This window comes from Primorskyibacter flagellatus (assembly GCF_014638275.1).
Classification (GTDB): Bacteria; Pseudomonadota; Alphaproteobacteria; order Rhodobacterales; family Rhodobacteraceae; genus Pseudooceanicola; species Pseudooceanicola flagellatus_A.
In genome coordinates this window covers 105,081-127,123 of the sequence record NZ_BMFJ01000004.1, presented here as the reverse complement: position 1 = coordinate 127,123, position 22,043 = coordinate 105,081, and the positions used below count along the sequence as shown (strand labels likewise).

The window sequence follows — 22,043 nt, the reverse complement described above, 5'->3', positions numbered from 1 at the left end:
CGGTCCGGCCCTGTGGGCCGGCGCTTTGACGACGTTCGTGGCCATGCCGGACGGAAGACGTATCTGGCTGGCATAAAGCGCCATGCTCATCGGACAGAAGCGCCGTCCCCCTGACCGGCGCTGGCACGCCTCCACGCTCGGCCTCACGCCGTCATAGCCCCGTCCACCGGCAGCACCGCGCCCGAGATGAAGGAGGCCTCGTCCGACACGAGGAACAGCGCGGCGTTGGAAATCTCCTCGGGCCGCGCATTCCGGCCGAGGGGGGTCTTGCCGCCGCGCGCCGCCACCATCTCCTCCTTGTCGCCGTTGGCCTGCGGCGTGTCCGGGCGGGCGACGAAGGCGCGCAGCATCGGCGTGTCGACCCCGCCGGGGCAGATCACGTTGGCGCGGATCTGGTCGGGCGCCACCCGCTTGGCAAGAGACCGGCACCAGCCGACGACGCCGAACTTCATCATCGAATACGCCGGGGAATGCGGCGACCCGTAGATCCCGGCGGTCGAGGCCGTGAAGACCAGCGACCCGCCGCCCCGCTCCCGCATCAGTGGCAGGGCGGCGGCGGTGGAGTGCATGATGGTCCGAAGATTCAGGTGCAGCGCCAGTTCCAGCACCGCCTCGTCCATGTCCTCGACCCGGCTTGGCCCCGGATGGCCCGCGTGCATCCAGACGTAGTCCAGCCCGCCGAACGCCGCCGCCGTGTCCGCGACGATGGAGCGGGAGAAGTCCGCATCCGTCAGGTCGCCCGGCAGGGCCAGCGCGCGGCCTCCTGCCGCCTCGATCTCGGCCACGAGGGAGGCGACCCCGGCGGCGTCGATGTCGACGACTCCGACCGCCGCGCCCTCGGCCGCAAACCGCAGCGCCCCGGCACGCCCCATGCCGGAGGCGGCGGCGGTGATGAGCCCGACCTTTCCAGCCAGCCGGGTCATGCGGTCATCGCCCCGTCCACGGCGAGGGCGGCGCCGTTGACGTAAGAGGCCTCGGACGACAGCAGGAACAGCGCGGCGTTGGCCAGTTCGTCGGGCTGCGCGGGGCGGCCCATGGGGTAACCGGCGCGGCGGGTGGCGATGATCTCCTCCGGGTCCATGTTGTGGGTGCTGTCCTGATCGGGGCGGGCGACGAAGGTGCGCAGCATCGGCGTGTCGACCCCGCCGGGGCAGATCACGTTGGCGCGGATGCCGTCCTTCGCGACACGCTGCGCCAGCGACCGGGTCCAGCCGACGACGCCGAACTTCATCGCGGAATAGGCCGGGCTGCGGTCCGATCCCTTGATCCCCGCGATCGACGAGGTGTAGAGCAATGCGCCGTTGCTCCGCTTGCGCATCACGGGCAGCGCCTCTCCGGTGGTGATCGCGATGGTGCGCAGGTTCAGGTCGACGCCAAGGTCCCAGACCTCCATGTCCATGCCTTCGACCCTCGCCGGTCCGGGGTGTCCCGCATGCATCCAGGCAAAATCCAGCCCGCCGAAGGCTTTCGCCGCGTCGTGCACGATGGCGCGGGAGAAGTCGTCATCCGTCAGGTCTCCGATCAGGCCGATGGCTGTGCCTCCCGCGCCGTTGATCTCCTCAACCACCCTGGCGACACCTTCGGCATCTATGTCCACGACGGCAACCGCCGCCCCTTCCCTCGCGAACCGGATGGCCCCGGCGCGACCCATCCCGGATGCCGCCGCCGTCACGAGCCCCAGTCTTCCGGACATGCGCATGGTCTCTCCTCCTTTACCAGCGAGTCAGATGTTCTACTGAAAAGAGCGTTCGGCAAATATCGGCTGATGTCGAGAGTTGCCGTACGTATGGTAACCTGTTTGAATGACCGGGCATCAGGGAGGAGAGACCCATGCCACATCCGGTCGTCGAAACGCGCCTCGGCGCGATCGAAGGGCGTTTTCACGACGCGACCATGGTGTTCCGGGGCATCCCCTACGGCACCGACACCGGCAGAGAGGGACGGCTGCGCCACGCCGGACCGGCGACAGTGCAGCCGGCAGTCGCAACGGATATCGGCCCGCGCGCGCCACAGGTCGTACCCGAGGGGCGCGGGCCGTCCTTCTATTCCTTCCTCGCCGATCCCAGCCCGATGAGCGAGGACTGCCTGCGGCTGAACGTCTTTGCCCCGCGTGACGCGGACAGGCCCCGGCCGGTGATGGTCTGGCTGCATGGCGGCGCCTGGATCTCCGGCTCCGGCAACCGGCCCTGCGTGCACGGGTCGGTGCTGGCCGAAAGGGGGGATGTCGTGGTGGTCACGCTGAACCACCGGCTGAACGCCTTCGGCTTCACCTGGGACGGGACGGAGGCGAGCGATCCGAATGTCGGCATGACCGACATCGTGCGCGCGCTGGAGTGGGTGCGCGACAATATCGCTGCCTTTGGCGGCGATCCCGGCTGCGTCACGATCTTCGGCCAGTCCGGCGGCGGGGCGAAGGTGTCGGTGCTGATGGCCATGCCCTCCGCGAAGGGGCTGTTCCACCGCGCGATCGTGCAGAGCGCCTCGCTGCAGATCGACATGGCCCGACCCGAGGGCGCGATCCGCTGCGCGGAACTGCTGTATGACGAACTGGGGCTCGCACCGGGGAACCGCGCGGCACTGGCCGGGGTCCCGATGGAGGCGATCCTGCAGGCCCGGCTGCGTGCGGTCGAACGGAACGGCGGCATCGACGACTTCCGCCCTGTCGTCGATGGCACCGTGCTGCCCTGCGATCCCTTCAGCCGCGAGGGGCTGGAGATGCACCGCGACATCCCCTTGCTGATCGGGTCCACGAAGAACGAAATGTCGTTCTTCCTTGGCGTGGAGGGAGAGGGCGTCTTCGACATGCCCGAAGCCCGCGCCCGCCGGATCGTCGCCGACTTTTTCACGATGACCGAGGCCGAGACCGCGCCGCTCTACGATCAGGTGCGCGCCCTGCTGGACAATCCGAAGCCGGGGCTGGTGGCAGAGGCGATCCTGACCGACATCCGTTATTCGCGAAACTGCCGGATCTCCACCGATCTCAAGGCGGACCATGGCAGCGCGCCGGTCTGGGCCTATCGCGTCGACTGGACCTGTGCGCCCTGGGGCGGGGACCTTGGCGCGCCGCATACCGTCTGCATCCCGCTGGCCTTCGGCACCACACACACCGCGCGGGAGATGCTGGGGCGGAAGGCGGAGGCAGACGCGCTGTCCGACCGGATGCTGACCGCCTGGGCCAGTTTCGCCGGCACCGGGGACCCGAATGCCGGGACGCTGCCCGACTGGCCCGCCTATGACAGCGCCCGCCGGCCGACAATGATCTTCGACGCGGACTGCCGCGTGGTGGACGATCCGGCGCGCGCGATGCGGACCCTGACAGAGCCCTGGCCCCGCTTCCGGGTCGGCATGATGCTCAAAGGCGTGAAGCGGGCCGTCTAGCGACACAGCAGGTCGCGCAGAAGGGCGTTGAACCCCTCCGCATTTTCATACTGCAGCCAGTGGCCGGTCGCAGGCAGGACATGCGTTTCGGCCGCCGGGTTCCAGGCCCGGATCTGGCCGGGGCGGTCGGGCACTTCGCCCGGTTTGGTAAAGGAATCCGCATCGCCCCAGACAGCCATCAGATGCCCGGCAAAACCCGGCACGGCGGCGCCGAGACCCGGACCCCAGTCCACCTTTTCCACCCGAAGCTGCGCGACGGAGGCGCATTCGTGCTGGATCCGCATCGCCTGCGGTCCAAGCGTATCGTCGCGGGCGAACATGATGGAACGCAGGTTGAAGGCGATGGCGTCGGCAAGATCCTCTCCGACCCGGCCGCGGATGGATTTCATCGGCGGAACATGGGCGCTGGCGATTCCTGCGGGGGCGGCCAGAAGGACATGGCTCTGCCGTCCGCGGTGATCCACCATCAGCCGCCCCGCGACCCCGCCCCCGAAGGAGAAGCCGACAAGCCGATACGGCGTGTCCACCCCTATCAGGTCGTCCAGCCCCGCCGCGACCTGCCGGCCGATGCCGACCATGGAGGGCAGGCCGACGGGCATGTCCGAAAGGCCATAACCGGGAATGTCGGGGATCAGCACGCGGTGGTCCTGCGCGAAGGCCGCGATGTTGCGCACGAAATGCGGCCAAGATCCGTAGGCGCCGTGCAGCATGACCAGAACCGGCCCCTGCCCCCATTCCGTCCAGTGGATCCGCGCGCCCTCCGGCCCCGTCACGCGGGTCCGGGCGGTGTCGCGCAGCCCGTCCAGCTGCGCGTCCGGCCGGCAGAGGGCATCCGGCAGGTCCAGCACGCCGCTCAGTATCCCTTGAAGACCGGGGTGCGGCGTTCGTTCATCGCCAGCACGCCTTCCTTGAAGTCGTCGGTCGGGCGGACAAGGCTCTGTTCGAAGTGTTCGGTATAGGTCGCCTGCTTGAAGCCGTCGGCAAAACCCATGCGCAGGGTCCGCCGCACACCCTGGACCGCCAGCGGACCCGAGGTCGCGATTTCCGTTGCCATCTCCATCGCCGTCGCGCGCAGTTCGGACAGACCGACCAGCCGGTCGAGCAGGCCGATGTCATAGGCCTCCTGCCCCGGAACACGTTCCCCGGTCATGAACATCCACGCGGCCTTCTGCGGGCCGACGACGCGCGGCAGGGTGAAGGTGGTGCCGAAGCCGGGGTGATAGCCCTGCCGCGCGAAGTTGGCGGACAGGCGCGACTCCGGGCAGCCGACGCGGAAATCTGCGGTGAGCGCCAGGCCGATCCCGGCCCCGACAGCCGCACCCTGCACGGCGGCGACGACGGGCTTGGCGTTGCTTACCAGCCGGTGCGCCTCCTGGTACAGATGCCGCCCGGCCTCCTGCGTAATGGAGTCGCCGTCGTCCTTCACCCGCTCCGCCAGATTGGCTCCGGCGCAGAAATTCTTGCCCTCGGTACACAGCACGATGGCGCGGCAGTCGCGATCCGCGTCAAGCTCCGCATAGGCATCGCCAAGCGCGGCAATCGCGGCGATATCGACAAAGTTGTGCGGACCGCGGTGCAGTTCGACGATGGCGACATGGCCGTCGCGCGTGATGGTGACTTCGCTCATTTGTCCTCCGTTCGGGGTCAGAGCCCCGGTATCCTGTCCTGAAGCGCGTGGCGGGCGATCAGCATGCGGTGCACCTCGCTCGGCCCTTCGTAGATCCGCATGACGCGGACGTGGTTCGCCATCATGGCAAGCGGCATCTCCCGCGTCATCCCCATCCCGCCATGGGCCTGCATCGCCTTGTCGATCGTATCCCAGGCGAGTTCGGTCGACATCAGCTTGACCATCGAACATTCCGTGCGCGCCTGCTGCCCCCGGTCGATCTTGTCGGCGGTGTTGTAGATCATCAGGCGCAGGGCGTGCAGCTGCATCTCTGCATCCGCGATCCACCACTGGATCGCCTGCCGGTTGGCCAGCAGATCCCCGAAGGTCTTCCGCTGCTTGACCCAATCCTTCATGAGGTCCAGCGCATAGCGCGTCTTGCCCGCGCACCAGGCCGCCATCTGCACGCGCCGGGTGTTCAGCCGCAATTGCATCGGCCCGAAGCCGTTGCCGATTTCGCCCAGAAGCGCGGATTTCGGCAGGCGCAGGTTGTCGATGACGATCTCGTAGGTATTGCGTCCGCCCAGCATCGGGATCCGGCGCTGGATGACGAAACCCGGCGTGTCCTTTTCCACCACGAAGGCAGAGATCCCGCCGCGCGCCCCCTTGGACGGATCGGTGGAGGCCATGAGGATCGTGAAATCCGATTTCGTGGCCTTGCTGATCCAGATCTTGCGGCCGTTGATGACCCATTCGTCCCCGTCCAGCACCGCCCGCGTGGTCATCGCCGCCGGATCGCCGCCGCCGCCGGGTTCGGAGATGGCGATGGCGCTGATCGCCTCGCCCCGCGAATAGGGTTCGAGGTATTTGACCTTCTGCTCCTCCGTGCAGGTCTGCATCAGCATCCGCAGGTTCGGACTGTCGGGCGGGAAATAGTATTCGACGCAGGTCTGGCCCATCTCCTCCCACACTCCGACCATGGTGGTGCAGTCGAGGTTGGACCCGCCGTATTCCTCCGGGCCGTCCAGCGCGTAGAGCCCCAGTTCCTTGGCCTTCGCATCCAGCGGCTCGCGTTCCTCCGCGGTCAGTTCGGCGCTGCCGCCGTCGGCCTCGCGTGCCAGCACCAGCCGTTCCAGCGGGCGGACATGGTCGTCCCGGAACCGCGCGCAGAGATCGCGCAGCATCTGCTGTTCGTCGCTCAGTGAGAAGTCCATGGTGCTCTCCCCGTCTCCATGGTCGGGCTTACCGCGATATGGTATGCCATTTGAACCTACCGTTACCGGCATCGCGGGGGCGCGTCAACTCGGCCCGGCGGGTGCTGTGAGGGGCAGCGGCAGGTGTACAGGCACGAAACCGGGGCATTTCCGGCGACGTGGCGGCATGGTTTGACCGCCGGGCGGGCTGTACCGTATAGTATGCCATGATGGACGGAAGGATCGGCATGACCGGGCGCAGCACCTCTTCGAACCTCGCGGACCATGCCTATGAGGCGGTGCGCGATGCGATTGCCGACGGCACGCTGTCACCCGGTGACCGGATTTCGGAATACAAGACCGCGGACTGGCTGAAGATCAGCCGCACCCCCGCGCGCGAGGGCCTGCTGCGGCTTCAGGCCGAGGGGCTGCTGGCCAACCATCCCCGGCGCGGGCTGGTCGTCGCCTCCATCGACAACGAGGCGCTGAAGGAGATCTTCGTCGCGCGCGAGGTGATGGAGCGGGCGATTGCGGGACAGGCGGCGCGCAACGCATCGGGGCCGGAAATGGACCAGCTGATCGCCCTGACCGACCGCGAGGCCGGTCTGGTGGAGGACCGCGACGCCATGATCCGCCACAACCGCGCCTTTCACGGCATGATCCGGTCCTGCGCGCACAACCGCTACCTGATGAAGTTCACCAATACGCTGGAGGACATCGTCGCCGCCGACCGCCGCGGCACCTCGCTTGTCGACATCGCGCGCCGCCATGCCGTGATCGGCGAACACCGCGCGCTGGCCGAAGCGATCGCCGCGCGTGACGCTGGCAAGGCGGAAGATCTGGCCGCGCATCACATCCGCCAGAGCTATGCCGCGCGGCTGAAACTGAAACTGCCCGAGTCCTGACGATCAGATGCCCGAGAGCAGGGTATCCAAGGCGCGCGTGATCTCGTCCCGGTAGACGGCGAGCGATCCGATGCGGGTGCCGAGTTCGGTCTGCGTCAAGGTGGCCACAAGCTGCGGCATCAGGACATAGACTTCGTCGCCAATGATGATTTCCGGATTCAGGGATTTGTAGAGGATCGGGGTCTGGCGACGCGGCAGAACCGGCATGATGACACTGGTGGCGATGCCGGTCAGCAGATCGTTCTGAATGACGACACAGAGCCGACCGTTCACGGCATGGTACAGATCGTACTGTGCCGCCATCTTCAGAACTTGCGGAATTCGGCGAAGGGCACCCCGTTCTTCTCGATCCAGTCGTTGAATTCCTGAATGGCCCCGGCGTGTTCCTTCTGCCATGCGAGGGTGCGTTCCCTCTTCACCGCCTCCTCCAGCCCTTTCTCGGCGGCACGGGAGATGTTTACGCCTAGTGCACGCGCCTCCGCCAGCAGGTCGGCGTCGAGGCTCATGGAGGTGGATTTGCGCGGGGTCTTGGCCATGGGACGACTCGTCTTGCCGGTAAAACTACCGTCAGGTCTACCACATTCCGGCGGTAAGCGCGAGGATCAGAGCTTGAGGTTGTTCAGGCGCTGGTCGCCGGGCAGCTTGGACCGTTCAAGGATGATCTTGGAAATCGCCCGCGCCCGCACCGGGTTCAGCCCGGCGAGGATCGGGGCGGCGGTGCGTTCGGACATTGTGCCCAGCACCATCACAGACACCTCGATATCCAGGTCGTTCATGATCGCCGCCGCATCCTTCGGCTTCATGTTGGAATAGAGCGCGACCAGGCGGCGCACGTCATCGGTCTGGGCGGCATCGACCTTGGCCAAGAGGCCTTCGAGCGCGGTTTTCAGTTCGTCCAGACGTGTCTGTTCCAGCTGAAGTTTTTCGCGCGCAAGATCGATCTCCGCCTCGCGGCGGGCCATGTCGGTCTTCTGTTCGGCCAGGTATTCGCGTTCCGTGGTGATGATCTGGAGCATCTCTTCCGGCATGGCGCAGGCCTGCACCTCGTCCGAGGATCGGGGCGCGTCCTTCGCGGCGGCCTCTTTCGGCGTCTCCTCGGCGGGCGCGGCGGCGATGGCGGGGCCGACGAACAGCCCCTCTCCCGCCGGCATAGGTGCGGCCGGGGCGACGACCTCCACCGCCAGCTTGGCTGCGCCGAAGCCGGCCAGCGCGATCAGCATCATCGGGAAGGGACGCAGGGCCATCACGCGCCTTTCGTGCGGGCGGTTTCAAAGAAGCCGCGCACCAGGTCGGACTTGCCGGTCACGCGGGTCACGCCTGCCGGACGGGTCGCCTTTTCGCGGCTGGTGCGGAAGGATACGATCTGGCCGCGATCGACCTCGGGCGCGGCGGTGACGGGGTTGCGCACCTTCTCCGTCATGGTCTTGAGCAGCCCGACAGAGCTTTCGGACCGGTCCACCGCCTCGGAGAACTTTCCGACCATCGGCTCCATCTCCTTGAGCACGGACATGAGGATGCGCACGCGGCGGTCGACGATATAGGCATAGCCAAGCGTCCCGGCCAGCAGCAGCAGGATCATGATGTCAATCAGGTAGGACATTGGTCATTTCCTCTTCGTCGATAAGCTGGTCGGTGATCCTGAGCGCAAGATGCCCGTTGCGCCGTTTGCCGGTTTCGGCGGTGTACATTTCGGTGCCGCTGCAGCTGAGAGACACCCGCTGGTCCTTGACGATCCCGAGGTCGAGAACCTGACCTTTCTTCCATTCCAGAACTTCCTGCATCGGCACAAAGGCCTCGTGCAGGAGAGCGGTGACAAGGACATCCGTATCCTCGATCACCTCGGTCATCGACCGCCGCCAGCTCTTGTCGCCGCCAAGCGATCCGCCGTGGAAAGGCTGCACCAGCATGTTGCGGATCTCTGCCAGGGCATTGAACGGGATGACGAGGTAGAAATAGCCGTCGCGGTCGTCCATGGTCACATGCATGCGCAGCCGCACGCAGCCGGTGTTGGGCGGGGCCAGCACCATGGCCTGCGCGTTGGTCTCGATATGGCTGATGGTGAATTCGACGTCGCACAGCTTGCCGAAGGATTCCGCCAGCTCTTCGAGGATCAGCTGAGTCATGTCCCGGCCGATCTTCTTCTCGATCGCGGTAAAGCTGCGCGGGGTCCAGCTGCTGCGCCCGGTGGACCGTCCGCCGAAGGTGATTTCCAGAGTGGAGATCAGCAGCGTCGGGTCCAGGGCGAGCGCAAAGGGTCCGTCCCAGTTCAGTTCTTCGACAACCGAGATCAGCGCCGGGTTCGGCACGCTTTCCAGTGCATCGCCGGTGGTGAGGTAGTCCAGCGTGTCGATATTCGCCTCGCAGATCGCCCCGACGTAATGTTTCAGCGCCGGACCGACGGCGAGGGCGAAGCGTTCGAGGATGACCTCGAGGGTCGGCAGGCGTTCATAGGACCGCTTGGCGCGCTGGATGATCTCTTCTTCGACCGGGGCACCTTCGGGCAGGGCTATGTTGGCGGAGGGTGGGCACATGGGTCTATTGCACGATCAGGTCGGATATGAGGATTTCCTGCGGCGCGTCGGTTCCCGACACGGTCCGCGCGCGGCGCAGCAGTTCCGCCTTCAGGATGGCCAGACTGGCGCTGCCCTGCACGTCGCGCTCGGACAGCTGGCGGAGATAATCCTGAAAGGCATCGCGCACGAAGGGCTTGCGCTCTTCGACATGTTTCGCGCCCTCGGCGGCCTCATCGTAAACCAGCGCGGTGTTCAGCTTTAGAAACCGGGTCGTCTGCCGCCCCGTCGCGGTGGTGGCAGAGATGTTGACGATGATCTCCTGAAACGGCGTGATCATGATCGTCTTGCCCATCTCGGGCGGCGCAGCCTTGTGAACCTCGGCCGCGGCGACCTCTTCGGCCCCGCCCTTGCCGCCGGTGACAAGCGCAAGCGCGTCATCAAAGCCCATGGCCGCGACAAGACCGCCGACGAGGGCAACAACGCCCACGACCGAGATCAGCGCCACCGAAACGAGCTTTTTCTTCATCGACTGCCCTTCACCGTCACCCTGCCGGATGATTCTTTGCGCCCCTCAAGAACAGAACCCGGCTATTTCTTGTGATCTTCAAGGAAACATGCCGCGCGGCGCGAGATTTTGCAAGCTTAAACCGCAAAGTTATCTTGCCTTTCAAGAATAGTTTCGCCTATTCTTGGATCAACGAGAAAAGAACTTGGGGGCGACGTGCAGGCCTTGTTGGAAAATCTCAGGGCTCTGGGCCAGGGGCGGCTGATCGCCCTTGGGGCAACCGGTATTGTGCTGGTCCTTGCCCTGGTCTTCGGCATCCGCACCGTGCTGGAGCCGAGCTACGCCACGCTCTACCGCGATCTCACCCCGTCCGACGCCTCGCGCATGGTCTCCTCGCTCGAGGGTTCCGGGTTCACGGTAAAGGTCGACGCCTCCGGCTCCATCATCTCCGTCCCGCAGGAAGATCTTGCCCGCGCCCGCATGGAGCTGGCCGGTCAGGGGCTGGTCGGTGACGGCGTTGCAGGGTGGGAACTGTTCGACGAGGGCAGCGGTCTCGGCATGAACACCTTCATGCAGAAGATCAACCGTCTGCGCGCGCTGGAAGGGGAGTTGGCCCGCTCGATCCAGACGCTCGACGGGGTCGATGCCGCCCGCGTCCATCTGGTTCTGCCCGAAAGAGAGGCGTTTTCGCGGGAACGCCCGCAGCCCTCCGCCTCGGTCATCGTGCGGGGCCGTGCGGGGCATCAGATTTCCAACCGGCAGGCGCAGTCGATCCGCGCACTCGTCGCCTCGGCCGTGCCGGAGATGGCCGCCGGCCGTGTCACCGTCCTCACCGCGAATGGCGAGACGATCCTCGCCGAGGAGGGGCGCGACAATGCGGAGGTCAGCCAGCAGGCCCTGCGTGCCTCGATCGAAGACCGGATCGCCGCCAACGTCACCGAAATCCTCACCGCCCGCGTCGGCGCGGGCAATGCGCGCGTGAAGGTCAGCGTCGACCTGACCAACGAACGCCAGGTGATCCGCAACCAGAGCTATGACCCCGAGCAGCGCGTCGTCCGCTCCACCGAGACACGGGAAGAGAACCGCTCCGACACCAAGAGCGACACGGGCGAGGTCGGCGTAAACGACGATATCCCCGCCTCGCTCGCGCAGAACGGGTCGGCGCAGAGCCAGAACAGCTCCAACCGCACCGACGAGGTGGTGAACTACGAGATCGGCAACACCGCCACCGAAACCGTGCGCGAACCCGGAGAGATCGCCCGCGTCTCGGTCGCGGTGCTGGTGAACGGCATCTACAACGTGCAGGACGGCGGCGATGTCGCCTATGAGGAGCGCACGCCCGAGGAACTGGACCGTCTGAACCAGCTGGTGCAGGCCGCCATCGGTTTCAACGAGGGGCGCGGCGACTCGGTCTCTGTGGATAGCCTGCGGTTCATGGACTATTCGATGGACGTGGGTGAGCCGGTGACCACCGGGGTCGGCCAGATCCTCAAGGACAACCTCATGTCGATCCTGCGCGCGGTCTTCGCGCTGGCGGTGATCGCGGCGATCCTGAAGTTCGGCGTGATGCCGATGATGGCCCGCCTCGCCCCGGTCGAAGGGGTTGAGGGCAACAAGGACCTCGCCGCGCTGCCGGGGGCCGCTGCCGACGGGGCGGAGGCAGAGGACGAAGAAGGCGCGCCGGAGAACCTGCCCGCCGCCTCGGCCACCCGCGCACGGCGCAACCAGCCCGCCGTGGCCGCCAACGGCGTGGTCACGGGCCAGATCCTGGACGACGACGCGAAGGCCGGGCCGGACGACATGGTCACCATCGGCGCGGTGCGCGGCGGGGTGCATCGCGGCTGGATCAACACCGTCAGCGGGCTGATCGAAAGCCAGCCGACGGATTCTCTGAAGGTCGTGAAGACCTGGCTGGCAGAGGGGATGTAAGGCATGAACACCATATTCGAGCGCGACTTCGACGAAGAGGCGGAATTCGAGGCACGCCGCCGGATCCATCAGAAACGGTCGATCTACACGCCCGAGGACATGGACGAAGCCGTCCGCAAGGCCTCCAAGGAAGCCTACGAGGACGGACGGCTTGCCGGGCGCGCGGAGGCCTCGGTCGAGGCGGCGGAGAGCACCTCCTCCCGCACCGCCGATGCGCTTGTGGTTCTGGCCCCGCGGCTGCAGCAGATCCTGACCCAGGCCGATCAGCACAAGGCGGCGCTGGAATATCAGGTGCTGGACTACGTGCTGACCATCTTCCGCCAGCTTGCGCCGGAACTGCTGGACCAGACCGCCCTGCTGCGCACCGAACACGAGATCAAGAAGGCCATCCGCATGGCCATCGGCGCGTCGCTGCTGCGGATCCACGTCCCCGCCGACCTTGCCGGGGAACTCACCGACGGGATCAACGATCAGGTGCAGCGGGCCGGGTTCCAGGGACGTGTGCAGATCCAGACCGACAACAGGATGCGGGCGGGCGACACCCGGGTCGAATGGGACAACGGGCTGATGGAATTCAGCCTGACCGAGCTCTGCGACAAGATCCTGACCGCCCTGAAACAGGCCGCGGGCGACGCCCTGGCCCGCAGAAAAGCCGAACTGGAGTAAGCCGTGGCTGACGAAACCGACAACACCGAAGACCAGAAGACCGACACCGCCGAAATCCCCGAGGCCGATCCCGAGATCCAGGAAACCGTCATGGACGCCATGATGGGCAAGTCCAAAGAGGGCGCCGGCTACAACATCGACGCGATGCTCAACGTCGGGCTGAACGTGCAGGTGGTGCTGGGCAAGACGCGGATGCCGATCTCGGCCCTGCTCAAGCTGTCGCGCGGGTCGATCATCGAACTCGACAAGCGCATCGGCGAACCCGTCGACATCGTCATCAACGACCGGCTGGTGGCGCGCGGCGACCTCGTCAAGCTTGACGAGGAGCGGGTCGGCGTGTCGCTGATCGAGATTGTCAAAGACTACGTGTCGGAGAAGTGAATGAAGCGGACGGGATCAGCCGTCCGCCTGTCGATCCCGGCGCTCGTCGCGGCCGGGCTGATGCTCTGCGCCTCGCATGCGGTGGCGCAGGATGGCGGGTCCTTCCTGTCGGGCATCACCGATGCGCTGAGCGATGCGGCACCGGGGTCGGACGAACGCGCCACCCTGTCGGGCCGCATCCTGCAGCTGATCGCGGCGATGACGGTGCTGTCCATCGCGCCGGGTCTGTTGGTGGTGATGACCTCCTTCACCCGCTTCGTGATCGTCTTCTCGATGCTCCGCTCCGCGCTTGGTCTGAACCAGACGCCGCCGAACATGGTGCTGTCCTCCATGGCGCTGTTCATGACCTTTTTCGTGATGCAGCCGGTCTTCGACGATGCCTGGACGGGCGGGATCCAGCCGCTGATGAACAACGCGATCACCGAGGAACAGGCGCTCTACCGCACCGCCGAACCCTTCCGCGTCTTCATGGCCGCCAATACCCGCGACAAGGACCTGGCGCTTTTCCAGGACATCGCGGCGCGCAGCGCGGGCGAGACCGGGCCGCTCAACGAACAGGTGACGGAGGACGGCCTGCCCGCCTGGCGCGCGCTGGTGCCGGCCTTCATGATGTCGGAACTCCGCCGGGCATTCTCGATCGGTTTCCTGATCTATCTGCCCTTCGTGGCGATCGACCTCATCATTGCCTCAATCCTGATGTCGGCTGGCATGATGATGCTGCCGCCCGTGCTGATCTCCCTGCCGTTCAAGGTGATCTTCTTCGTCCTCATCGACGGCTGGTACATGCTGGCCGGGTCGCTGATGGAAAGCTACCTCCCCGCGGTCGGCGGCGGATAAGAAAAGGAAACGCGACATGGCCGTAATGGAAGCGCAACGCAAGCAGACCGAACGCCGCCTGCCCCAGAAGCGCGCGCTGCGCGGGCCCGAGAAGGCCGCGATCCTGTTCCTCTGCCTCGGCGAACAGCGCGGGTCGGCCCTGATGCAGAAGCTGACGGACGAGGAGATTCAGATCATGACCCGCGCCATGGCCGGGCTCGGCGTGATCGAGGCGGACCAGGTCGAACAGGTCATGTCGGATTTCGTGGAGGGCATCGCCAACGGCGGCGGCGTCGTCGGGTCCTTCACCGTGGCAGAGGACATGCTGCGCTCCTTCCTCCCCTCCGACCAGGTCGACGGTATCCTCAAGGACATCCGCGGCCCGCTGATGGAAAAGGATCTCTGGACGCGCTTCTCCTCCCTGTCGGAGAACGTCATCGCCAACTACCTGCGCAACGAACACGAACAGACCTGCGCCGCGATCCTGTCCAACGTGAAGAACGACGTCGCCGCCAAGGTCCTGCCCCTGCTTGGTCAGGAAAAGATGCACGACGTGGTCGAACGCATGATCCGGATGGAGGCGGTGCCCCATCACATGATGAAGCAGATCGAGGAAACGCTGCAGACCGACATCATCTCCGCCCCCGCTCAGCCAACATCCGGCGAGCTTCAGCAGAAGATGGCGGACCTGTTCAACAAGCTCGACGTCGTGTCCTTCCAGCAGCTGTCCGAGGACCTGGAGCAGCGCATCCCCGAGACGTTCAGCGCGATCAAGTCCAAGATGTTCACCTTTGACGATCTCGCCAACCTCAACGCGATGGACCTTGCCCGCGTCATGCGCGGTGCACCGGGCAACGCGCTGCCGATCGCCCTGCGCGGCGCGAAGAAAGAGGTCCGCGACGTGTTCCTCGCCGCCCTTCCGGGCCGGTCGCGCGACATGCTTGAGGAAGAGATGAACACCATGGGTCCCGTCCGCGGCAAGGATGTCCGCGAGGCGCAGGCCGGTCTGCTCGACTACGCCAAGGAACTTGCGGACGAGGAGGTCATCGCCCTGCCGATGGCGGACGACGAGGAATTCATCTGATAGCGGTCGGCGCCGCCCCGCTCAGCTGTAGAGCCGGGAGGCGGAGTATCCGACGCGGTCGATGCTCATCGTGATGGAGATGATGGAGGCTGCCGCCGCGTTCGATGTCGCCGTCAGCATCTGAAGCGCGCCGTTGTTCGCCGTGGCGGATCCGTTCAGCGCGTCGGAGATCGCGACGTACTTGCGGATCAGCTTTTCGACCACCTCGGGATCGCTCAGCGTTTCCAGATCGAACTTCTTGTTGATGATCTCGGCCTGCTTGTCGATGTCCAGCCCCGAGAGCGAGGACGGCAGGCCAAGCGCGGTCTGGAAGAACTCCGTCATCTGCGTGTTTTTCAGGATGTCGAAGGCGGATTCGATGTCGCCCGCGTTGCGCCGGAACTCCAGCGCGGTTCCGACGGTGGCGTTCTGTTCGTCCTGGAAGTTGATGAACTGCCGTTCGACGTAACGGTTCACCATACGGTCCTGCCAGCGCGTGAGGATGGTGTTCAGGTTGCCTTCGCCGTCGGTGCCGAAGCCCATTTCCTGATACATCTCGCGGAAACGCGGGTCCGTGAGACGGTTCACCAGCGCATCGGATTCCTCGATGTTGCTTTTCAGGACCTTCTTGATCATCGCCTTGCCGAAGATCTGATCCTCAAGATCGAAGGCGCGCATCACGAAGCTGTAGAGGCGGCTGTCGTCGACCAGCTGGTCGACGTTTTCGACATCCTTGATGTTCGCCTTGAAATACTCGATCTCCCGCTTGTGCTGGGCCGAGTTGCGGATCAGGTCGAGCTGCTTGTCGCGTGTCGCATCAACGATGTTCAGCCCGTTGATCGACGACAGTCCTGAAATGGGTATCATCCTGCATCACGGCTTAACGCCGGCTCCTCTTCCTCAGACACAATGTCACCGCGCAGGCTGGCCGGGCGCGGAACGTTCGCGCCGAGGATTTCAGCCTCGCGTTTCATCAGCGGACGGAGGGCACGGAGCGCCTTGTAGAAGTCGCCCTGGCTGACGAAGTTGGCGGCCTCGAAGACCGAATGCACGGTCGGCGGGCCAAAGGTGGTGGCCAGTGCGGCCAGCTGTTTCTGGATCGGCGAGCGCAGCTTGTCCTGCAACGCCGGGTCGGTCAGTGCAGTCTGCACCAGGAAATAGGCCTGGTTGACGGGGGTGACGGCGGCCTTGCGGCTCAGCAGGTCCTGGCCGCGCACGACATCGGCCTTGGTCTCGATTACGATGGTTGACTTGCGGGCGGAGTTCCGCACCACGCAACCGTTGATCACGATCCGCTCGAAGGGCTTCAGGGTCAGCTGGAGTGCCATGCGCCCTACCCCCGCGGTCCCGGCATCGCGCCGGAGAGCCCGGAGATCAGGCTCTGGTTGATGGTGACGAGGACACCCAGCCCCGCCTCCCCGCCCAGCACCTGGGCGGACTGGCGTTCGACGAACAGCGCAAGGGAAATGAGACCGGCTTTTAGCGGCAGGGGCAGGCCGTTTTCCGGATGGGACAGGTCATGCTTGATGGTCGACCAGAGCTTCAGGTTGTCGGCAAGCTGCGCACGCAGGCCCTGGGCCAGGATGGCCACCCGGTCCGGGCGGGACCGGGTCGTGTCATAGACCGTGCTGTGTTTTTCAAGCTCGCCGGTGACCCGGACAAAGACCCGCCGTTCGATCTGACGGGGGCTCTCGCTCTCACGAATCGTGCGCTTGTACGCCGCGATACTCATTTTGACCTGTCCTCATTTCCGCTTGTGCGGTTTGTTTTTGGCTGGATGTCCCCCCGGTTGATCCGGGGTGGGCACTCTTCGAAAGGCCGCTTGCTCTGACGGCCCCCCGTGGTTGTCGATCAACGCGCGCCTATTATTGGAAGAGACTTAGGATATTTTGTGGCGTTGCGTTGGCAATTGACAGCGACTGCGTGGCAAGCTGCTGCTGGACCTGCTGCGCCTGAAGGCGTGCGGCCTCTTCTTCCATGTCCGCGTCGATCATCGACCCGATGCCGCTGTCGAGACGGTCGGTCAGTTCCGCGAGGAAGACTTTCTGCGTCTCGATGGACTTCTCGGCGATGCCGAGAGAGGTTGCGGCGGCGACGGCCGCGGAAAGCTGGGCTTCGGCACTCTGCAGCGCGGCCACCTGGGCGCCGGCGGAATCCGCGGCGGTCAGGTCGATCGCGGCCAGGATGGAGGCGATGGCGCCAAGATCCTGCTGCAGGAACGACATCGTGGTGGTGGAGATCGTCCCGCCGGCGGCGCGGCTGATCCCGGTGACCAGCGTGACCGAGGTCGTGGCGTTCACGTAGTCGGTGCCGTTGAAGGTCGACTGCGAGATCGTGGTCGTCATCCGCGCGGTCAGCGCGTTCAGTTCGGCCTGCACATCGGCCCGCACCTCTTCGGTGCCGCCCTGGGCGAACGCGACGCGCTCCGCAAAGGACTTGGCGAGGTCGACCAGCGTCTCGGCGCCGAGGCGCGCGGTGGAGACGGCGTTCTTCTGCAGCGTCAGGGTTTCGTCGATCGCCTTGAACATGCCGGAGTCGCCCGACATCGTCTTGGAGATGGAGAAATAGGCTGCGTTGTCCTTGCCGGATTCAATCTTCAACCCGCTGGAGATACGGCCCTGCGTATCGGTCAGGTTGGTGTTGATTTGTCGCAAGGTGGCCAGCGCCGTCATGGCGCTGTGGTTCGTAAGGATAGATGACATCGTACTGCTCCGATTTATTTTTATCGCGTCGTCGACTTCTGCCGAAAACGGGCCTGCCCGTGGTTATACACTACCACTCATAGTTGACGATGTGTAAGCAATTCTGCGCAATCACCGGGACTGTTGCGGCGCCGTCACGCTTTTGCCAAATTTTCGGCGGCTGTGACGGAGCGAAAACTTTGCAATCCCATCAGTGCGATAGCGCAAATCGCCTCGCATCGTCCTCTGCTGGCGGGGACCCGGATGCTCTCAAGGGGCCACGGTAAACCGCAGCCCCTCAAGGTTGTTCATGTGCTATTCCGCGGTTAGCGGAACAGGCTCAGGATGTTCTGCGGCGACGAGTTCGCAATCGACAGGGACTGCGTTGCCAGCTGCTGCTGCACCTGAAGGGCCTGGAGACGCGCGGCCTCCTCTTCCATGTTGGCGTCGATCATCGACCCGATGCCGCTGTCCAGACGGTCGGTCAGGGCACCCAGGAATTCCTTCTGGGTCTCGATCGACTTCTCGGCGATGCCGAGCGCGGTGGCCGATGCAATCGCCTTGCCAAGTTCGGCTTCGGCGGCGGTCAGCGCGGCTTCCTGCAGCGTCGCGGTGGTGGCGGAGGTGATCGAGACGGCGTCGAGCGCGGTCTGGATCGCGGCCAGGTTCTGCGACATGAAGGTCATGCTGGTGGTGCTCACCGACCCCGTGGAGGAGCGGGAGATACCGGTCACGACGGTGATCGTTGCGGCGGCGCTGACATAGTCGGTGCCGTTGAAGGTCGACTGGTTGATGGTGGTCAGCATACGTGCCGCCAGCTCGTCCAGTTCGGCCTGCACGTCGTCACGGACTTCCTGGGTGCCGCCCTGCGCGAAGGCGACGCGCTCGGTGAACTGCTTGGCCAGGTCGACCAGGGTCTCGGCGCCGAGGCGCGCGGTGGAGACAGCGTTCTTCTGCAGCGTCAGGTTCTCGTCGATCGCCTTGAACATGCCGGAGTCGCCGGCCATCGTCTTGGAGATGGAGAAGTAGGCTGCGTTGTCCTTGCCGGACTCGATCTTCAGGCCGGTCGAGATACGGCTCTGGGTCGAGTTCAGGTCGCTGTTGATGTTGCGCAGGGTCGACAGCGCAGTCATCGCGCTGTGGTTCGTCAGGATAGAAGACATATTCTGCTCCGATATTCTTTTTCTTGCTTCATCGGATTTCTTCCGAAACCGGGCCTGCCCGTGAGTGCAGATAACACCCCGTTTCGGGCGAAATTAAGAAACAGTTAGGCAAGATCCCGGTTTATTGGTTTTTTCTGAAAAAGCCTTGTTCGCCAGAGGTATACAGCAGTTTTCCGCGCCGCTCCGCGGACCGCCCCGGCGAAATGTGGCAAGATTGAGGCAGGCGTTTTTCCGACACGAAAAAAGGCCGCGGATCCCGCGGCCTTTCCTACCTTAAGGCGAGTGCCGCGGTTAGCGGAACAGGCTCAGGATGTTCTGCGGCGCTGCGTTGGCAATCGACAGCGACTGCGTGGCGAGCTGCTGCTGCACCTGAAGGGCCTGGAGACGCGCGGCCTCCTCTTCCATGTTGGCGTCGATCATCGACCCGATGCCGCTGTCCAGACGGTCGGTCAGGGCGCCCAGGAATTCTTTCTGGGTCTCGATCGACTTCTCGGCGATGCCGAGCGCGGTCGCGGAGGCAACGGCGGCGGCCAGCTGCGCTTCGGCCGACTGCAGGATCGTCGCCTGTGCACCGGCGGACGCCGCTGCGGACAGGTCGAGGTTTGCCAGAACGGACTGGATCGCGCCAAGGTCCTGCTGCAGGAACGACATGGAAGTGGTCGACACGGTGCCGCCGGCGCCACGGCTGATGCCGGTCACGACGGAAACGCTCGCGGTACCGTTCACGTAGTCGGTGCCGTTGAAGGTCGACTGGGAAATCGTGGTGGCCATCCGGGCGGCAAGTTCGTCCAGTTCGGCCTGCACGTCGTCGCGGACTTCCTGGGTGCCGCCCTGTGCGAAGGCAACGCGCTCGGCGAATTCCTTGGCAAGGTCGACCAGGGTCTCGGCGCCGAGGCGCGCGGTGGAGACGGCGTTCTTCTGCAGCGTCAGGTTCTCGTCGATCGCCTTGAACATGCCGGAGTCACCGGCCATCGTCTTGGAGATGGAGAAATAGGCTGCGTTGTCCTTGCCGGATTCGATCTTGAGACCGGTGGAGATACGGCTCTGCGTCGAGCTCAGGTTGCTGTTGATGCTGCGCAGGGTAGACAGCGCGGTCATCGCGCTGTGGTTCGTAAGAATGGAAGACATCTTCTGCTCCGATACATTTTTTTTATCGAGTCATCGGATTTCTTCCGAAAACGGGCCTGCCCGTGCGGTTAATCAACACTCCATTTGAGGCGAAATTAAGGAAGTTTACAGGGACTGGTCGAAATGTTGCGAGGCCACGGTGCTGCGCGCGCGTTTTTCCCCGTCCGGCCCGTAGGTTCCCGATAGCGAATGGCGGTCGCGGATGCGGTCCAGTTCGTCGATGATCGCGCCTGTCGCCTGGGTCATTTTCTCCAGCAGGGCATGGTCCTGGGCGATCAGTTCGCGCAGCTCCACCAGCTTGCCGCGCAGCTCTGCCGACTGCGGATGATCGGTCAGCAGCGCGCGGGGGGTGGCAAAGGCCTCCTCCACCTCGGCCAGCAACGCCGTCTTCTTGGGATAGATCTCCGTCACCTCGGCCAGCCGCCCGCCGGTGATCGCCGCGATCTCGTCCCGCAGCAGCCGCGACAGCCGGTCCACGACCGATAATGCCTGCGCCATGTTTGCCATGTCCGTGTCCCCCTTACCCCTGTTTCACCATCGCGGCGCGGTAGGCGCCGATGCTGGCCTCAACGCTCTGTGCAATGCCCGTCGTGCCCTGAAGCGCCAGCTGATCCGCATAGGCCCGGGCAAGGAAGCTGCGCCAGGTCTCCTCGGCAAAGCCGCCGTCCATCGTGCCCATGCTCACGGTCTTCAGCATCTCTTCCATCACCTGCGTCAGGAACACCGCCTCGAATTCCCGCGCCGTGGTCTTGGCCGGATCCGTCGCCTGCCCGTTGCGGGTCAGCTGCGCCTGGCCCTGCGCCATCGCCACGAAGTTGGTGGAGGGGATCTCCATGGCGCGCGCTCCTCAGATGATTTCCAGGTCGGCGTGCAGGGCGCCGGCGGCCTTGATGGCCTGAAGGATCGAAATGGTCTGGCTGGCCGTCACACCGATGGCGTTAAGCCCGTCCACCAGCCGTTGCAGGCTCACGTCGCCTTCGAGGATGGTGAAATGCGCTTCCGCTTCCTGGGCCTGCACCTCGGTCTGCGGCACGACAACCGTGGTGCCGCCAATGGTGATCGGTTCGGGCTGGCTGACCTGGATGTCCTCGCGCACGATGACGGTCAGACCGCCCTGCGATACCGCGACCTTGTCCACCCGCACGTTCGACCCGATGACGATGGTCCCGGACCGCGCGTCGATCACCACCTTCGCGACCGAATCCGGCTGCACCATCAGGTTTTCCACCGCCGCCATCATCTCGGCCGTGGCGCCCTTGTCGTTGCTCATCACCTCGATCGTCGTCGCGTCCAGCACCTGCGCGGTGCGCGGGCCAAGCGACTGGTTGATCTTGTCCGCCACCCGGTTCGCCGTGGTGATGTCGGGCGTGCGCAGAGCCACCCTGAAGGAGCGGAGGGAGTTGAGGTTGAAGTCGATTTCGTTCTCGACCGTCGCGCCGTTTTCGATCCGCGCCACGGTCGGCACGCCCTCGACGATGGAGGCATTCGCCCCCTGCGCCGCATAGCCCGCCACCGCGATCGGCCCTTGCGCCACGGCATAGACCTCACCATCCGCGCCGGACAGCGGCGTCACCATCAGCGTCCCGCCCCGCAGCGACGACGCATCGCCAAGCGAGGACACGACCACGTCAATCGTCGACCCGCGCCGCGCAAAGGGCGGCAGCATGGATGTCACCATGACCGCGGCGGTGTTCTGGGTGCGCATCTGCTCATCGGCCAGGTTGCCGACGCCGAGCCGCTCCAGCATCCCCTCGATGCTCTTCTGCGTGAAGGGGCTGTTGCGCAGCGTGTCGCCGGTGCCATTCAGCCCGACCACGAGGCCATAGCCGACCAGCTGGTTTTCCCGGATGCCCTCGAACTGGGCGATGTCCTTGATGCGCACGTCGGCCCGCGCCGCGTCCAGCGCGGGCGAGATGGCGATCACCAGGGCAAGGAGTGCTCGAAAAGCCCGCATGTCCAACATTCTTTATGTTTTGTTGCAAGGATTATTGCCGCAAGTCGGTCACAAACTCAAGAATAGATTGCAACAGTGTAAGTGCGCGGCACGGAATTGCTTGACCATCACGCCACTGTGTTTCTAAGATACATGAAAAATCAGAGGCCGATCATCAAAAAA

27 protein-coding genes are annotated in these 22,043 nt (G+C 64.9%); 7 read left to right on the top strand and 20 right to left on the bottom strand.

What is annotated here, in order from left to right; all coding sequences use genetic code 11:
• Positions 1-143: 143 nt before the first annotated feature.
• Positions 144-923 (bottom strand): SDR family NAD(P)-dependent oxidoreductase, encoded by a 780-nt coding sequence (locus IEV87_RS21235; protein WP_188479734.1) that lies wholly within the window; start codon positions 921-923, stop codon positions 144-146.
• Entirely contained in the window at positions 920-1,693 is a 774-nt protein-coding gene (locus IEV87_RS21230) for an SDR family NAD(P)-dependent oxidoreductase (protein ID WP_188479733.1), read from the bottom strand. The genes IEV87_RS21235 and IEV87_RS21230 overlap by 4 nt, the downstream gene beginning before the upstream one ends.
• Positions 1,694-1,830: 137 nt before the next feature.
• On the opposite strand from IEV87_RS21230, the gene IEV87_RS21225 reads away from it, so the two are divergent.
• Positions 1,831-3,378, top strand: coding sequence for a carboxylesterase/lipase family protein (locus IEV87_RS21225; protein ID WP_188479732.1), 1,548 nt, complete (start codon positions 1,831-1,833; stop codon positions 3,376-3,378).
• Here the strand turns inward: IEV87_RS21225 and IEV87_RS21220 are convergent.
• From IEV87_RS21220 to IEV87_RS21210, 3 genes are read right to left on the bottom strand one after another with little or no spacing between them, the layout of a single operon-like run.
• Positions 3,375-4,226: an alpha/beta fold hydrolase gene (locus tag IEV87_RS21220; protein WP_188479731.1), complete on the bottom strand. Its 852-nt coding sequence runs from the start codon at positions 4,224-4,226 to the stop codon at positions 3,375-3,377. The genes IEV87_RS21225 and IEV87_RS21220 overlap by 4 nt on opposite strands.
• Before the next feature lie 5 nt (positions 4,227-4,231).
• Positions 4,232-5,005 carry an enoyl-CoA hydratase/isomerase family protein gene (locus IEV87_RS21215; protein WP_188479730.1) on the bottom strand — a complete coding sequence of 258 codons (774 nt, stop codon included), beginning with the start codon at positions 5,003-5,005 and terminating at the stop codon, positions 4,232-4,234.
• Between the two features lie 17 nt (positions 5,006-5,022).
• Positions 5,023-6,198, bottom strand: a complete 1,176-nt coding sequence (locus IEV87_RS21210) for an acyl-CoA dehydrogenase family protein (protein ID WP_188479729.1) — start codon at positions 6,196-6,198, stop codon at positions 5,023-5,025.
• 227 nt (positions 6,199-6,425) lie between these two features.
• Here IEV87_RS21210 and IEV87_RS21205 point away from each other — a divergent pair, with 227 nt between their 5' ends.
• The gene (locus IEV87_RS21205) at positions 6,426-7,082 is read left to right on the top strand and encodes a GntR family transcriptional regulator (protein WP_188479728.1); all 657 of its coding nucleotides are present in this window, start codon (positions 6,426-6,428) and stop codon (positions 7,080-7,082) included.
• A 3-nt stretch (positions 7,083-7,085) separates the two neighbouring features.
• On the opposite strand, the gene IEV87_RS21200 is transcribed toward IEV87_RS21205, so the two are convergent.
• From IEV87_RS21200 to IEV87_RS21175, 6 genes are all read right to left on the bottom strand, one after another.
• Positions 7,086-7,385: a CcdB family protein gene (locus IEV87_RS21200; RefSeq protein ID WP_188479727.1), complete on the bottom strand. Its 300-nt coding sequence runs from the start codon at positions 7,383-7,385 to the stop codon at positions 7,086-7,088.
• Between the two features lie 2 nt (positions 7,386-7,387).
• Positions 7,388-7,618 (bottom strand): type II toxin-antitoxin system CcdA family antitoxin, encoded by a 231-nt coding sequence (locus IEV87_RS21195; protein WP_188479726.1) that lies wholly within the window; start codon positions 7,616-7,618, stop codon positions 7,388-7,390.
• A gap of 66 nt (positions 7,619-7,684) precedes the next feature.
• Positions 7,685-8,326: a MotE family protein gene (locus IEV87_RS21190; RefSeq protein WP_188479725.1), complete on the bottom strand. Its 642-nt coding sequence runs from the start codon at positions 8,324-8,326 to the stop codon at positions 7,685-7,687.
• Positions 8,326-8,682, bottom strand: a complete 357-nt coding sequence (locus tag IEV87_RS21185) for a flagellar motor switch protein (protein ID WP_188479724.1) — start codon at positions 8,680-8,682, stop codon at positions 8,326-8,328. The genes IEV87_RS21190 and IEV87_RS21185 overlap by 1 nt, the downstream gene beginning before the upstream one ends.
• Positions 8,666-9,613 carry a flagellar motor switch protein FliM gene (locus IEV87_RS21180; RefSeq protein WP_188479723.1) on the bottom strand — a complete coding sequence of 316 codons (948 nt, stop codon included), beginning with the start codon at positions 9,611-9,613 and terminating at the stop codon, positions 8,666-8,668. Before IEV87_RS21180 ends, IEV87_RS21185 begins: the two co-directional genes overlap by 17 nt.
• A gap of 4 nt (positions 9,614-9,617) precedes the next feature.
• Positions 9,618-10,121, bottom strand: coding sequence for a flagellar basal body-associated FliL family protein (locus tag IEV87_RS21175; RefSeq protein WP_229737757.1), 504 nt, complete (start codon positions 10,119-10,121; stop codon positions 9,618-9,620).
• A 207-nt stretch (positions 10,122-10,328) separates the two neighbouring features.
• Here IEV87_RS21175 and fliF point away from each other — a divergent pair, with 207 nt between their 5' ends.
• Genes fliF through IEV87_RS21150 form a run of 5 tightly spaced genes read left to right on the top strand, consistent with a single transcriptional unit; the run spans position 10,329 to position 14,976 of the window.
• Positions 10,329-12,029, top strand: a complete 1,701-nt coding sequence (gene fliF, locus IEV87_RS21170) for a flagellar basal-body MS-ring/collar protein FliF (RefSeq protein ID WP_229737756.1) — start codon at positions 10,329-10,331, stop codon at positions 12,027-12,029.
• A 3-nt stretch (positions 12,030-12,032) separates the two neighbouring features.
• Complete coding sequence (locus IEV87_RS21165) at positions 12,033-12,695, top strand: FliH/SctL family protein (RefSeq protein WP_188479721.1); 663 nt, start codon at positions 12,033-12,035, stop codon at positions 12,693-12,695.
• 3 nt (positions 12,696-12,698) lie between these two features.
• Positions 12,699-13,076, top strand: coding sequence for a FliM/FliN family flagellar motor switch protein (locus IEV87_RS21160; RefSeq protein ID WP_229737755.1), 378 nt, complete (start codon positions 12,699-12,701; stop codon positions 13,074-13,076).
• Positions 13,077-13,913: a flagellar type III secretion system pore protein FliP gene (gene fliP, locus IEV87_RS21155; protein ID WP_188479720.1), complete on the top strand. Its 837-nt coding sequence runs from the start codon at positions 13,077-13,079 to the stop codon at positions 13,911-13,913.
• 16 nt (positions 13,914-13,929) lie between these two features.
• Entirely contained in the window at positions 13,930-14,976 is a 1,047-nt protein-coding gene (locus IEV87_RS21150; RefSeq protein ID WP_188479719.1) for a flagellar motor switch protein FliG, read from the top strand.
• Positions 14,977-14,997: 21 nt separating this feature from the next.
• Here the strand turns inward: IEV87_RS21150 and IEV87_RS21145 are convergent, their stop codons facing one another.
• The 9 genes from IEV87_RS21145 to IEV87_RS21105 form a co-directional block, all read right to left on the bottom strand.
• Positions 14,998-15,822, bottom strand: a complete 825-nt coding sequence (locus tag IEV87_RS21145) for a DUF1217 domain-containing protein (RefSeq protein ID WP_188479718.1) — start codon at positions 15,820-15,822, stop codon at positions 14,998-15,000.
• Positions 15,819-16,283: a flagellar biosynthesis repressor FlbT gene (locus IEV87_RS21140; protein ID WP_188479717.1), complete on the bottom strand. Its 465-nt coding sequence runs from the start codon at positions 16,281-16,283 to the stop codon at positions 15,819-15,821. Before IEV87_RS21140 ends, IEV87_RS21145 begins: the two co-directional genes overlap by 4 nt.
• Positions 16,284-16,288: 5 nt before the next feature.
• Positions 16,289-16,687 (bottom strand): flagellar biosynthesis regulator FlaF, encoded by a 399-nt coding sequence (locus tag IEV87_RS21135; RefSeq protein ID WP_188479716.1) that lies wholly within the window; start codon positions 16,685-16,687, stop codon positions 16,289-16,291.
• A gap of 133 nt (positions 16,688-16,820) precedes the next feature.
• Complete coding sequence (locus IEV87_RS21130) at positions 16,821-17,657, bottom strand: flagellin N-terminal helical domain-containing protein (protein WP_188479715.1); 837 nt, start codon at positions 17,655-17,657, stop codon at positions 16,821-16,823.
• A gap of 305 nt (positions 17,658-17,962) precedes the next feature.
• Complete coding sequence (locus IEV87_RS21125) at positions 17,963-18,799, bottom strand: flagellin N-terminal helical domain-containing protein (protein ID WP_188479714.1); 837 nt, start codon at positions 18,797-18,799, stop codon at positions 17,963-17,965.
• Positions 18,800-19,090: 291 nt separating this feature from the next.
• Entirely contained in the window at positions 19,091-19,927 is an 837-nt protein-coding gene (locus tag IEV87_RS21120) for a flagellin N-terminal helical domain-containing protein (protein ID WP_188479713.1), read from the bottom strand.
• Between the two features lie 105 nt (positions 19,928-20,032).
• Positions 20,033-20,434: a hypothetical protein gene (locus tag IEV87_RS21115; protein WP_188479712.1), complete on the bottom strand. Its 402-nt coding sequence runs from the start codon at positions 20,432-20,434 to the stop codon at positions 20,033-20,035.
• Between the two features lie 13 nt (positions 20,435-20,447).
• Positions 20,448-20,762 carry a rod-binding protein gene (locus IEV87_RS21110; RefSeq protein ID WP_188479711.1) on the bottom strand — a complete coding sequence of 105 codons (315 nt, stop codon included), beginning with the start codon at positions 20,760-20,762 and terminating at the stop codon, positions 20,448-20,450.
• 12 nt (positions 20,763-20,774) lie between these two features.
• Entirely contained in the window at positions 20,775-21,881 is a 1,107-nt protein-coding gene (locus IEV87_RS21105) for a flagellar basal body P-ring protein FlgI (RefSeq protein WP_188479710.1), read from the bottom strand.
• Between the last annotated feature and the right edge of the window lie 162 nt (positions 21,882-22,043).